The organism is Ramlibacter sp. Leaf400 (assembly GCF_001424545.1).
Lineage (GTDB): Bacteria > Pseudomonadota > Gammaproteobacteria > Burkholderiales > Burkholderiaceae_C > Ramlibacter.
Map to the genome: position 1 here is coordinate 155,517 of NZ_LMQL01000011.1, position 12,754 is coordinate 168,270.

The window sequence follows — 12,754 nt, forward strand, 5'->3', positions numbered from 1 at the left end:
CTCGCAGGTCCTTCAGGGCGTGGCTTCCACCAGCGAGCGAAGCTGGAACTTGAGGTCCTCGTTGTACAGGAAGGTCTCGTTGAACTGCCAGGGGCGCGGCAGGTGGCCCACCGGGCCGAAGGGCGCGGCACGCCGGATGGCGCGCATCGCCATCTCCAGCGTCTGCGGCGACTGCTTGGGTGTGCGCAGCACGGTGATGTCGCGCACCGAGCCGTCGCGGTTCAGGTGGACCTGCAGCACGGGGATCGACTGCAGCGGGTCGGGCAAGGGACCGGCGAAGGTCTCGCCCGGATTGGCGGCGTGGATCCGCTGGGCCGCGCGCAGCTTGTAGTCGCTCCACTCGCGCGCGCGGGCGGACGACGACGGGATCGGGATGCCCGTGCCAGCCACCGTGGCCGGTTGCGCCCCGGGCGAAGCGACGCTGGCCGTCGTCGACGCGGGGCCGGGCGCGCCGCAGGCGGCCAGCAGGCCGGCCCAGGCACAGGACAGGGTCTTAATGAAGCGCACGATAGATTTCCTCCGCCAGTTCTCGCCCGATGCCTTCCACCGAGGCGATGTCGTCCACACCCGCGGAAGCCACGCCGCGGATCCCGCCGAAGCGTTGCAGCAGGCGGGCCCGCTTCTTGGCACCGATGCCCGGGATCTCCTCCAGTTTGCTCCCCCCCACGCGCACCTTGGCGCGCCGGGCCCGCATGCCGGTGATGGCGAAGCGGTGCGCCTCGTCGCGGATCTGCGCCACCAGCATCAGCGCCGCCGAGTCCTTGCCCAGGTACACCTTCTCGCGGCCGTCGGCGAACACCAGTTCCTCCAGCCCGACGCGGCGGCCCTCGCCCTTCTCCACGCCGACGATGACCGACAAATCCAGTCCCAGTTCGGCGAACACCTCGCGCGCCATGCTCACCTGGCCCCGGCCGCCGTCGACCAGCACCAAGTCCGGCAGGCGCGGCGCGCCGCCGCCACGGGTGGACGGCTTCCTGCGCGGGGCTTCTCCTGTTTCAGCGGTCGGTAGGGCAAGCGGCTCCTCGCTCGAAGCGTCTTCGGCCTCCGGCGGGGGCGCCTCCTCCTGCCCGATGGGCGGCGCCGCCTCCGGCGAATCGCGCCCGGCCTCGGCCAGCCGCGCGTAGCGGCGGGTGAGCACCTGGCGCATCGCGGCGTAGTCGTCACCCGGCGTGATGCCGTCGATGTTGTAGCGGCGGTACTCGCCGTTCTGCATCCGGTGGTGGTGGAACACCACGCACGAGGCCTGCGTGGCCTCGCCCGCCGTGTGCGAGATGTCGAAGCATTCGACGCGGAAGGCGTCCAGTTCGTCGGGCTCCAGGTGCAGCGACTCCACCAGGGCACGGGTGCGGGCCTGCTGCGAGCCCTCCTCGGCCAGCAGGCGGGCCAGCTGCAGGCCGGCGTTCTTCTCGGCCATCTCCAGCCACAGCCGGCGCTGCTCGCGCGGCTGGTGGACGGCGTTGATCTTCACGCCGGTCTGCTCGGACAGCGCGGCAACCAGCGGCCGGCTGACCGCCACGCTGGTGATCAGCGTGGGCGGCACGGGCACGCCGATGTAATGCTGCGCGATGAAGGCCTCCAGGATCTGCACCTCGACCGGCTGCGCCGGCGCGGCGTCCTGCGCGTCGTCGAAGTCCTGCACCGCGGCCGCGTCCTCGACGTGCGAGGGGAAGTACGGCCGGTCGCCCAGGTGGCGGCCGCCGCGCACCATGGCCAGGTTGACGCAGGCCTTGCCGCCCTGCACCTTCACGGCCAGGACGTCCGCGTCCTTGTCGGAGCCGGTGTCCACCGACTGCTGGTGCAGCACCTTGGACAGCGCCGACATCTGGTTGCGCAGCTCGGCCGCCTGCTCGAATTCCAGCTTCTGCGCATGCTGCACCATCCGCGCCTCCAGCTGCGCCAGCACCGCCTGCGTCTCGCCGCGCAGGAAGGCCTCGGCGTTGCGCACGTCCTCGCGGTAGTCCTGCGGCGACACCAGGTTCACGCAGGGCCCCGAGCAGCGCTTGATCTGGTAGAGCAGGCAGGGCCGCGTGCGGTTGGCGAACACGGTGTCCTCGCAGGTGCGCAGGCGGAACACCTTCTGCAGCAGCTGGATCGACTCCTTCACCGCCCACGCGCTGGGGTACGGGCCGAAGTAGCGGTGCTTGCGGTCCACCGAGCCGCGGTAGTAAGCGACCCGCGGGAAGTCGGCCGCCGAATGCCCGCCCTGCCCCGCACCCGGATCGTCGAAGCCGACCTTGTCCGGCGCGCCGTGGATCTTGAGGTACGGGTAGCTCTTGTCGTCCCGGAACAGGATGTTGTAGCGGGGGTCGAGCGCCTTGATGAGGTTGTTCTCGAGCAGCAGCGCCTCGGCCTCGGAGCGCACCACGGTGGTCTCCATGCGCGCGATGCGGGAGATCATGTGGCCGATGCGCGTGCCGCCGTGGTTCTTCTGGAAGTAGCTGGAGACGCGCTTTTTCAGGTTGCGCGCCTTGCCCACGTACAGCACGCCGCCCTCGGCATCGAAGTAGCGGTACACGCCGGGCAGCTGCGGGAGCGCGGCCACCTCGGCCAGCAGTTGGTCGGAATGCACGGCGGACATCGCTTCGTATTATCCCGGCATGCTCTGGGACATCTTCTGCAAGGTCATCGACAACCACGGCGACATCGGCGTGTGCTGGCGCCTCGCCGCCGACCTCGCCGGGCGCGGCGACACCGTGCGGCTGTGGGTCGACGACGGGAGTGCACTGGCCTGGATGGCGCCGCACGGCCACCCCGGCGTCCAGGCCCTGCCCTGGGGCGATTGCATCGGGGCCGAGCCGGGCGACGGGGTGGTCGAAGCCTTCGGTTGCGAACTGGAGCCGGCCTTCATCGCGGCGATCGCGGCGCGCACGAAAGCCACCGGCATGCAACCGGCCTGGATCAACCTCGAATACCTGTCCGCCGAGCCCTGGGTGGAGCGCTGCCACGCCCTGCCCTCGCCGGTGATGAGCGGCCCGGGCGCGGGGTTGAGCAAGCACTTCTTCTATCCCGGCTTCACCCCGGCCACCGGAGGCTTGATCCGCGAGCCCGACCTGCTGGCTCGGCAGCAGGCTTTCGATCGCGCCGCGTGGCTGGGCGAGCGCGGCATCGAAGCGGACGGCGGCCGCGTGGTCAGCCTGTTCTGCTACGAACCGCCCGGCCTGGCCGCCTTCCTGGCGCAGCTCGCGCGCGACGGTCAGGCCACCCGCCTGCTGGTCACCTCCGGCCGCGCCGAAGCGGCGGTCCGGGGCCTGCTCGCCAGTGGTTTCGACCCCGGCGCGCTGCGCCTGCACTGGCTGCCCCTGATGCCCCAGCGGGAGTTCGACCACCTGCTCTGGGCCTGCGACCTCAACCTGGTGCGTGGCGAGGATTCGCTGGCGCGGGCGCTCTGGGCCGGCCGGCCGGCGGTGTGGCACATCTACCCCCAGCACGACGACGCGCACCTGGCCAAGCTCGACGCTTTCCTGGTCTGGCTGGACGCCCCGCCCGACCTGCGCGCCTTCCATTCGGCCTGGAACGAGGGGGGCGAGCCGGTGCTGCCGGCCGACCTGCGCCCCTGGCAGGCTTGCGCGCAGGGGGCGCACCGGCGCCTGGCGGCTCTGCCGGACCTGACCGGCCAACTGCAGCGCTTCGCCCGGAATCTGTCCGCTCTCCCGGGACGGGCAATGGTTTCGAAGTAAAATTCAAGGCTTTGCGCGGGTTGGCTTTCGAAGCCGGCCTTCGCGCCCTTCCGCCGCCCTCCCGCGCTCGACGCCAGCGCCCCGCGGCCTACTTTCGCTCAAGCTACCGATGAAAATCGCTCAAGAAATCCGCGCCGGCAACGTGATCATGCAGAACGCCGCCCCCTGGGTCGTGCTCAAGACGGAATACGCCCGCGGCGGCCGCAACGCCGCCACCGTCCGCATGAAGCTCAAGAGCCTGCTGTCCAACCAGGGCACCGAAGTCGTCTTCAAGGCCGACGACAAGATGGACCAGATCGTCCTGGACAAGAAGGACTGCACCTACTCCTACTTCGCCGACCCGATGTACGTCTGGATGGACAGCGAGTACAACCAGTACGAGGTCGAGGCCGAGAACATGGGCGACGCCCTGAGCTACCTCGAGGAAGGCATGCCCGCCGAGGTGGTGTTCTACGAAGGCAAGGCGATCTCGGTGGAACTGCCCACCAGCGTCGAGCGCGAGATCACCTGGACCGAGCCGGCCGTCAAGGGCGACACCTCGGGCAAGGTGCTCAAGCCCGCCAAGATCGCCACCGGCTTCGAGATCGGCGTGCCGATCTTCGTCGCGCAGGGCGACAAGGTCGAGATCGACACCCGCACCGGGGAATACCGCCGCCGCGTCTGAGCGGCAGCGCTTTCCGACGAGGCTCCGCGAGGAGCCTTTTTTTCGCCTCGCCAAGATCCTTCGCCGGCCCTACCGTGGACTTCGACTTCGAGCTGATCGCCGCGCCGTTCCGGATGCAGCCGGGGCTGCGCAAGCTCGGGCCGGATGAGCCGCAGCTCACCCCGCTGGGCACGGACAGCGCGTTGTACCGGGAGAAGCTGGCGGTGGTGCAGGCCGGCGGCTCGCGGCTGCAGGTGCCCGGCTTCGACCCCGCGCCCGCCCTGGCGGCCATCGCCGCGCAGGCCCGGCGCGAGGGGCACCCGGCCTTCGACCCCGGCTCGCTCGAACTGGCTTTCGAAGAGGACTTCGCCATCCTCGACGGCGACACCGGCGCCCTGCCCTGGCTGAGCGTCTGCGTGCCCTCGCACTGGGCGCCCGAGGACAAGCTGGGCCTGCCGTTCGCCGCCGTGCATGCGCCGGTGGCCGACGCCACGACGCTGCTGGCGGCCGCGCCGCACCTGGTGCGACTGGCCACGTCGGGCGACCGCTGGGAGCGTCACGTGTGGACCGTCAGCCCTTCGCCGCGCCACGACCAGCATCCGCGCCGCCATGCCCGCACGCCCTGGCCGGCCGCGGCGGACGACACGGATGGATTCGCGCGCCAGTGCTGGTTCCGCGCCGAGCGCCAGACCTTCCTGCCGGTGGGCCAGGGCACGCGGCAGGCGGTGTTCACCATCCGCGTGATGCTCGCGCCGCTGGCCGAAGTGGTGGACACCCCCGCCAAGGCCGCGCGCCTGCACGATGCGTTGGCCTCGATGACGCCGGCGGTGCTGGTCTATAAGGGCCTGGCGCCCGCGCGCGAGCCGCTGCTGCGCTGGCTGGCCGGGACGGCGGCCTGATGGAGCTGCTGCTTCGCATCGCGCAGGTCATCGTGCCGGTGTTCCTCATCGTCGCGATCGGCTTCCTCTACGCGCGCCGGGTGCGGCCCGACATGACGTGGTTCAACCGCATCGTGCTGGACATCCTGTCGCCGCTGCTGGTCTACACGGCCCTGGCCGGCAAGGAGTTCCGCCTGCAGGACCACGGCACGCTGCTGATGGCCGGCGCGCTGCTGATCGTCGCCTGCGGGCTGCTGGCCTGGCCCCTGGCGCGGGCCCTGCACGTCCAGCCGCGCACCCTGGTGCCGGTGGTGATGTTCAACAACTGCGGCAACATGGGCCTGCCGCTCGCGCTGCTGGCCTTTGGGCCGGCCCAGCTGGGCGCGGCGGTGGCGCTGTTCTCGGTCAGCAACCTGATCCACTTCTCGCTGGGCGCGCGCGTCACCAGCGCGCATGCACGCACGCGCGACCTGCTGCTCAGCCCGCTGATGATCTCGTCCGCCCTGGGCTTCGCCAGCGCGGCCACGGGCGTGCGTCCGCCCGACATGCTGATGACCGGCATGCGGCTGCTGGGCGAGGCCATGCTGCCGCTGATGCTGTTCGCGCTGGGCGTGCGGCTGACCACGCTGCGGCTCGAGGACCTGCCCAAGGGCCTGCTGGGCGCGGTGGCGCGGCCGGTGATCGGCATGCTGCTGGCGGTGCCGATGGCCTGGGCCCTGGACCTCGGTGGGCCGGCGCGGGCGCAACTGATCCTGTTCGGCGCGCTGCCGCCGGCCATCATGCAGTTCCTGCTGGCCGAGCGTTATGGCCAGGAGCCCGAACGCGTGGCCGCGATGATCCTGCTGGGGAATGCCGTGGCCGTGCTGTTCGTGCCCCTGGGGCTGGCGATCGCTTTGCCGGGGGGCTAGCGAAGAGGCGCTGCCTCCGTCCTGCCCCGACCCGGGCCTTTGCCCGCAAAATCGGTTCATGTCTTCGAACCGCGACCTCCACGACAAGCGCCTGGCCGACGCCTGGGCCACCCTGAAATCCCATTCCGACGCCGGTCTCCCGCTGGACCCCGACGCCAGCCGGCTGGCCTTCGCCGACCCCGAGTTCCTGCTGCGCCGCGAGACCCGCGGCATCCGCTTCCAGCTCGAGCTGCTCAAGCCCGACCTGGAGCAGCAGGCCCACGGCATCGAGAACACCATCGTGGTGTTCGGCAGCGCCCGCTTTCGCAGCGAAGAGGAGGCGGTGGCGCTGGTGGCGGCAGCCGAGGCCGGCGGCGACGAGGCGGTGATCCGCCGCGCCAAGGCGCTGGCCCGCAACGCCCACTACTACGAAAAGGCCCGGGCGTTCGGCAAGCTGGTGGCGCAGTACAGCGCCGGCAAGGAACCGCGCGACATGCTCTTCATCTGCACCGGCGGGGGGCCCGGCATCATGCAGGCCGCCAACCGCGGCGCCTACGAAGGCGACGGCATCAGCGTGGGCCTGGCGATCGCGCTGCCGATGGAAGAGGCGGCCAACCCGTACGTCACGCCGGCGCTGTCGTTCAAGTTCCACTACTTCGCGCTGCGCAAGATGCATTTCATGATGCGCGCCAAGGCGCTGGTGGCCTTCCCCGGCGGCTTCGGCACGCTGGACGAGCTGTTCGAGGTGATCACCCTGGTGCAGACCCGCAAGTCCAAGCAGGTGCCCATCGTGCTGTTCGGCTCCGAGTACTGGAAGCGGCTGATCAACTTCGACGTGCTGATCGAGGAAGGCGTGATCTCGCCGGCCGACCTGGAGCTGTTCAGCTACGCCGACGACGCCGAAACGGCCTGGGAAGCGATCAAGGCCTTCTACCGGCTCTGAGGCCCGGCCGGGCTGGAAAGCCGCATCGACAGGCGCGTGCCGCCCACGGCGAGCAGCGCCGTCGCCCAGAACACACCCGAGATCCCGATCACGGCGCCGGCCGCGCCGAACAGGATGGGCATGGCCACGCTGGAGGCGTTGATGGCCATCAGGCGCAGGGCCAGAGCTTGGCCGTGCCGGTGCTCCGGCGTGATCTGGTGCAGCGTGCTCATGATCATCGGCTGGACCGAGCCGAGCGCGATGCCCAGCAGCACCGAGCACAGGCCCATCGCCAGGGCCGAATCCAGCAGCGGATAGATGAGGAACAGCACCGCCGTGCACGCCAGCGCGCCGGTGAGCACCGCCCATTCGCGCAGGTAGGCGGCCACGGCCGGCATGATGACGCGCACCACCACCGCCGCGATGGCGAAGGCCCCGAGGATGGTGCCGATCACCGAGGCCGACAGCCCGCGCTCGTGCCCCAGCACCGGCACAACGAACGTGTGGACGTCCCAGCAGGACGACAGGAACCAGTTGACCAGCAGCAGCCGGCGGAAGCCCTGGTCGCGCAGCAGGTCCCAGGCCGCCGCTTCCCGGGTGCCGGGCGGCCGCTCCACCGGCGGCAGCTCCTTGGCATTGCGCACCCAGAACCAGGCGATCACCGGCAGCACCGACATCAGCAGGAAGGCGACCCGGAAGCCGCCGCTGTCGATCGCCACGCCCGCGGCGAACGGGCCCAGGAAGTTGGAGAACGCCGGCCCGATGGCCAGCCAGGAGAACACCTGCTTGAGCTGGGTCGGCCCCTCGGCGGCGCGGCCCACGTGGCGCTGCAGCGCGATGGAGGCCGCACCGGTCGCGCCGCCGGTGAGCAGCGCGGCCACGCACAGCACGGGGAAGATGGGGAACGCCACCGCCAGGCTGCAGCCCACGGTGGCGGCCAGCGAGGCCCATCCGAAGGGACGCCGCAGGCCGTGGCGGTCGGCGTAGCGGCCGGCCGGCAGCGCCAGGAACACCTGGGTCAGCGCGAACAGCGCCAGCAGCACGCCGACCGCGGCTTCGCTGTAGCCACTGCGCAGCGCGAGCAGGGGCGTGGCCAGCCGCATGCCGGCCATGCTGGCGTGCAGGAAGATGTGGCCGGTGATCAGCCGGGCGAGCTCGCCCGACATTCCGGAACTAGGCCTGGCTGCTGTCACCTTCGCTGTCGCTGTCGCCGATGGCATCGGCCACCAGGGGGGCCGGCAGCGACTTGGTGGGCTTGACCCCGAGGCTGCGCAGCATCTCGGCCTGGCGGATGACGTTGCCCTTGTTCTTGGTGAGCTTGTCGAAGGCTTCGCCGTACGCGTCGCTGGCCTGCTTGATGTTGCGGCCCACCTTTTCGAGGTCGGACACGAAGGCCGTCAGGCGGTCGTACAGCTCGGCGCCGCGCCGGGCGATCTCCTGCGCGTTGCGGTTCTGGGCCTCTTGGCGCCACAGGTGGGCCACGGTGCGCAGCACGAACAAAAGCGTCGAGGGGCTGACCAGCAGCACGTTCTTGTTCCACGCCTCCATGAAGAGGCCGGAGTCGTCCGTGATGCCCAGCATGAAGGCCGGCTCGATGGGCACGAACATCAGCACGAAATCGAGCGACTTGAGCCCGTACAGCAGCTGGTAGTTCTTCTCGGACAGGCCCTTGACGTGGGCGCGGATGGACTCCAGGTGGCGCTTGCGGGCGGCCACGCGCACGTCGTCGTCGTCGGTGCTCGCGTATTCCTCGTACGCCACCAGCGACACCTTGGCGTCGACGACCAGGTTGCGCTCTTCGGGCAGGCGGATCACCACGTCCGCCTGGGCCCGGCCGCCCTCCTCCCGGTTCACGCTGGCCTGGGTCTCGTACTCCACGCCCTTGCGCAGGCCGCAGCCCTCCAGCACCCGCTCCAGGATCAGCTCGCCCCAGTTGCCCTGCACCTTGGCCGAGCCCTTGAGCGCCGACGTCAGGTTCTTGGCCTCGTCGGCCAGCGTGCGATTGAGTTCGAGGAGTTGCAGCACCTGCTGGGCCAGCGCCGAGCGCTCCTTGCCCTCGGTGTCGTACAGCTTCTCCACGCGGCCCTGGAATTCCTGCAGCCGCAGGCGCAGCGGATCCAGCAGCTGGCCCAGGCTGGCCTGGTTCTGCTCGGAGAACTTGCGGGACTTCTCCTCCAGGATGTCGTTGGCCAGGGCCTTGAACTGGTTGGAGAGCTCGTCCTTCGCGTTGGTCAGCAGCGCCAGCTTTTCCTGGGATTGCGAGCGTTCCGCGTTGAGCTGCGTGGTGAGCTCGGCCACCTGCCGGCCCAGCTCGCCGGCCTGGTGGCGCAGGCCTTCGCGGGCCTCGGCGGTCACGGCGAGCTCGCGGCGCAGCACTTCCAGGGCTTCCGTTTCGGCCCGCAGCGACGCTTCCTGCGCGGCCGCGCGGCGCTCGACGCCGGAGAGGTCCTGCGCCAGCTTCTCGGCGCGCACCACGACGGCGGCCATCTCGGCCTCGAGCACCGCGACCCGGGCCGCCCGCTCGCCGAGCTGGGCGCGTTCGTCGCGGGAGCTGTCCAGCGCGTCGCGCAGCACGGCCGACTGGCCGCGTGCCTCATGCAGTTCCGTGGCCAGCGAGTGGCGCTCGGCCTCCAGGCTGCGGGCCCGCTCCGCCAGCGTGGCGACTTCCACCGACGCCTCGGCCCGCACCTGGGCGGTGACCGCCTCGATCTGCGCGCCGGCCGAACGGCGGGCCAGCCACCACCCGGCCACCACGCCCACGAGGATCAGGACCGCGGCCGCGACGAGCAGCCCCACCATGCCGGTCGCGACCGGCGGCACCCCCACCGAACCCTGCACCGTCAGGACCCCACCGCTTCGGGATTGAGCGGGGTCACCGGCTTGCCGTGCACCAGGTAGCCGATCAAGTTGTCGGCCGCCAGGTTGGCCATGGCCAGGCGCGTCTTCACGGTGCCGCTGGCGATGTGCGGCGTGAGGACCACGTTGGGCACGGTGAGCAGGTCGGGGTGGACCTTGGGCTCGCCTTCGAACACGTCCAGGCCCGCCGCCGCGATGCGCCGCTCGCGCAGCGCCTTGGCCAGCGCCACGTCGTCGACGATGCCGCCGCGCGCCACGTTGACCAGGGTGGCCGTGGGCTTCATCTGCGCCAGCTCGGCGGCCCCGATGGCATGGTGGGACTCGGGCGAGTACGGCAGCACCAGCACCAGGTGGTCGGCCTCGCGCAGCAGTTCTTCCTTGCCCACGTAGCGGGCCTTGCACTCCTGCTCCAGCTCGGGCGTGAGCCGGGAACGGTTGTGGTAGATCACGTTCATGCCGAAGCCGTGGGCGCCGCGCCGCGCGATGCCCTGGCCGATGCGGCCCATGCCCAGGATGCCCAGCGTGCTGCCGTGCACCTCGGCGCCGGCGAAAAGGTCGTAGGACCACTTGGTCCACTGGCCGGCGCGCAGGAAATGCTCGCTCTCGGTCAGCCGCCGGGCCGTGGCCATCAGCAGCGCGAAGCCGAAGTCGGCGGTGGTTTCCGTGAGCACGTCGGGCGTGTTGGTGCCCAGCACCTTGGCCGCCGTCATCGCCGGCAGGTCGAAGTTGTTGTAGCCCACGGCCATGTTGGCGCAGATGCGCAGTTGCGGGCAGGCGGCCAGCAGCGCCGCGTCGATGCGCTCGCCGCCGGTGGTGAAGACGCCGGCCTTGCCCTGGAGGCGGGCCAGGAGCTGGTCACGGGAGAGCGGCTCGTCCGAGTCGTTCTGCTCGACTTCGAAATGCTGCTGCAGGCGCGCGATCACCTCGGGGAAGACGGCCCGGGCGATGAGGATGGAAGGCTTGTTCATGCGAAAGGGGAGCTAGCGGAACCAGATGAGGGTCATGACGGCGAACAGCGGGACCAGGATGCCCACCGACCAGGCCATGTAGCCGAAGAAGCTGGGCATTTTCACGCCCCGGTCCTCGGCGATCGCCTTGACCATGAGATTGGGCGCGTTGCCGATGTAACTGTTCGCGCCCATGAAGACGGAGCCGGCCGAGATCGCGGCCAAAGTGGCCGCCATCGTCGTCATCAGCACCTGGGGATCGCCGCCCGCCGTGTTGAAGAACACGAGGTAGGTCGGCGCGTTGTCCAGGAAAGAGCTGAGCAGGCCGGAGGCCCAGAAATACATCGCCGGATCGGGCGAGCCGTCGGGCCGCGTCACGGCGGCGATCACCGCCCCGAACGGACCGTCGATGCCCGCGCGCAGCATGGCGATCACGGGAATGATGGTCAGGAAGATGCCGGCGAAGAGCTTGGCCACCTCCTGCATCGGCGCCCAGGCGAACTGGTTGTCCGCGTGCACGGCGGCCGGCGTGATCTTGAGCGAGACCAGCGTGACCAGCACCAGGCCGACGTCGCGCACCAGGCCCGGCAGGCCCACCTCGGTCCCGGCGAGGTCGAAGGCGATGGAGGTCTTCCACAGCCCGGACAGCAGCACCAGGGCGACGATGACGCCCAGCAGCCAGAAGTTGCGCGCGCCGTCGAAGCCCAGCCGGGTGGTGTCGGGCGTCGGGTCGACCGGCTGCAGTTCCTCGCGGCGGTGGTAGTACCAGCTGTCCAGCAGGTAGAACAGCACCAGCAGCGATCCGACCAGGAACAGCGTCTCCGGGAAGATGTGGCTCACGGTCCAGAAGAAGTCCACGCCCTTGAGGAAGCCCAGGAAGAGCGGCGGATCGCCCAGCGGGGTGAGCGAGCCGCCGGCGTTGGAGACGATGAAGATGAAGAAGACGACCACGTGGGCCTTGTGCCGGCGGTTGTCGTTGGCGCGGATCAGCGGGCGGATCAGCAGCATCGACGCCCCGGTCGTGCCCATGACGCTGGCCAGCACGGCGCCGATCGCCAGGATGCCGGTGTTCAGCGCGGGGCTGCCGTGCAGGTTGCCGCGGATGTAGATGCCGCCCGCGACAGTGAACAGCGCCGTCAGCAGGATGACGAAGGGGATGTACTCGCCCACCAGCGCGTGCACGAAGGCCGAGCCCGCGACGCCGGGCCCGAAGGCGAAGGCGAAGGGCACCAGGAAGGCGAGCGACCACGCCGCCGCCACCTTGCCGAAATGGTGGTGCCAGAAGGCCGGCGCCAGGAGCGGCATGAGCGCGATCGACAGCAGGATGCCGGCGAACGGCACGCCCCAGGCGGGCGAGAGCTGGCGACCGTCGAATTCGGCGGCCATGGCAAGGTGGGGCACCAGGAGGCCCAGCCCCATGGCGATGGAGCGTGCGGATTTCAGGGGAGTCTCCTCGAACACGGCCGGTGTGCCCGGCCACCGCCGAGCATACCAACCCGCCAGGCCCGAGCTCGGCTGTAGGCAGGCGGCCTACGGGCGCTGGGCCGGCCTTCCTACCGCCGGTCAAAGGCGCGCGACCTAAAGTGGTTTCGAAGCCAGTGCGTCATTCCGAACCGCGATGAACAACGACCGTGTCCAGGGCCAGTGGAAACAGTGGAAGGGCCAGCTCAAGGAGCGCTGGGGCCGACTCACGGACGACGACCTCGACGTGATCGCCGGCCGGCGCGACCAGTTGCTCGGCCGCATCCAGGAGCGGCACGGCATCGCCAAGGAAGAAGCGAACCGGCAGGTGAAGGATTTCGAGCAGCGCAACCCGGACTACCGTTTCGACGGATCCTGAGCGCGAAGTGGATTCGGTGGCCGTCCGGACAGCGGCCATCGCGGGAGCCCGTCCGGCGGGGCGGCTCTTCATGCAAGGGCGCGGCACCGAGGCACCGGGGCCGC

The 12,754-nt window shown here is 70.3% G+C and carries 12 protein-coding genes; 6 read left to right on the forward strand and 6 right to left on the reverse strand.

Annotated elements, in window-relative coordinates; translation table 11 throughout:
- Positions 1-12 precede the first annotated feature (12 nt).
- Together ASG30_RS14425 and uvrC are read right to left on the reverse strand one after the other, a co-directional pair.
- Complete coding sequence (locus tag ASG30_RS14425; protein WP_055897944.1) at positions 13-507, reverse strand: energy transducer TonB; 495 nt, start codon at positions 505-507, stop codon at positions 13-15.
- Positions 494-2,578, reverse strand: coding sequence for an excinuclease ABC subunit UvrC (gene uvrC / locus ASG30_RS14430; RefSeq protein WP_055897949.1), 2,085 nt, complete (start codon positions 2,576-2,578; stop codon positions 494-496). The genes ASG30_RS14425 and uvrC overlap by 14 nt, the downstream gene beginning before the upstream one ends.
- A gap of 19 nt (positions 2,579-2,597) precedes the next feature.
- On the opposite strand from uvrC, the gene earP reads away from it, so the two are divergent.
- From earP to ASG30_RS14455, 5 genes are all read left to right on the forward strand, one after another.
- Complete coding sequence (earP, locus tag ASG30_RS14435; protein ID WP_055897952.1) at positions 2,598-3,677, forward strand: elongation factor P maturation arginine rhamnosyltransferase EarP; 1,080 nt, start codon at positions 2,598-2,600, stop codon at positions 3,675-3,677.
- 109 nt (positions 3,678-3,786) lie between these two features.
- Positions 3,787-4,341, forward strand: coding sequence for an elongation factor P (gene efp, locus ASG30_RS14440; RefSeq protein ID WP_055897955.1), 555 nt, complete (start codon positions 3,787-3,789; stop codon positions 4,339-4,341).
- 74 nt (positions 4,342-4,415) lie between these two features.
- Complete coding sequence (locus ASG30_RS14445; RefSeq protein ID WP_055897958.1) at positions 4,416-5,219, forward strand: heme-dependent oxidative N-demethylase subunit alpha family protein; 804 nt, start codon at positions 4,416-4,418, stop codon at positions 5,217-5,219.
- Positions 5,219-6,106: an AEC family transporter gene (locus ASG30_RS14450; RefSeq protein WP_055897961.1), complete on the forward strand. Its 888-nt coding sequence runs from the start codon at positions 5,219-5,221 to the stop codon at positions 6,104-6,106. Before ASG30_RS14445 ends, ASG30_RS14450 begins: the two co-directional genes overlap by 1 nt.
- Before the next feature lie 58 nt (positions 6,107-6,164).
- A complete protein-coding gene (locus ASG30_RS14455) occupies positions 6,165-7,028 on the forward strand; it encodes a TIGR00730 family Rossman fold protein (protein ID WP_055897964.1) in 864 nt (287 codons plus the stop codon).
- Here ASG30_RS14455 and ASG30_RS14460 read toward each other — a convergent pair.
- From ASG30_RS14460 to ASG30_RS14475, 4 genes are read right to left on the reverse strand one after another with little or no spacing between them, the layout of a single operon-like run.
- Positions 7,016-8,173: an MFS transporter gene (locus ASG30_RS14460; RefSeq protein WP_055897966.1), complete on the reverse strand. Its 1,158-nt coding sequence runs from the start codon at positions 8,171-8,173 to the stop codon at positions 7,016-7,018. The genes ASG30_RS14455 and ASG30_RS14460 overlap by 13 nt on opposite strands.
- Positions 8,174-8,180: 7 nt before the next feature.
- Positions 8,181-9,827, reverse strand: a complete 1,647-nt coding sequence (gene rmuC / locus ASG30_RS14465) for a DNA recombination protein RmuC (RefSeq protein ID WP_235579805.1) — start codon at positions 9,825-9,827, stop codon at positions 8,181-8,183.
- A 20-nt stretch (positions 9,828-9,847) separates the two neighbouring features.
- On the reverse strand, positions 9,848-10,831 hold the full coding sequence (locus ASG30_RS14470) for a 2-hydroxyacid dehydrogenase (RefSeq protein WP_055897968.1): 984 nt from the start codon (positions 10,829-10,831) through the stop codon (positions 9,848-9,850).
- A 12-nt stretch (positions 10,832-10,843) separates the two neighbouring features.
- The gene (locus ASG30_RS14475) at positions 10,844-12,229 is read right to left on the reverse strand and encodes a sodium:proton antiporter (RefSeq protein ID WP_055897971.1); all 1,386 of its coding nucleotides are present in this window, start codon (positions 12,227-12,229) and stop codon (positions 10,844-10,846) included.
- Positions 12,230-12,428: 199 nt separating this feature from the next.
- Here ASG30_RS14475 and ASG30_RS14480 point away from each other — a divergent pair, with 199 nt between their 5' ends.
- Complete coding sequence (locus ASG30_RS14480) at positions 12,429-12,650, forward strand: CsbD family protein (protein WP_055897974.1); 222 nt, start codon at positions 12,429-12,431, stop codon at positions 12,648-12,650.
- Positions 12,651-12,754 lie beyond the last annotated feature (104 nt).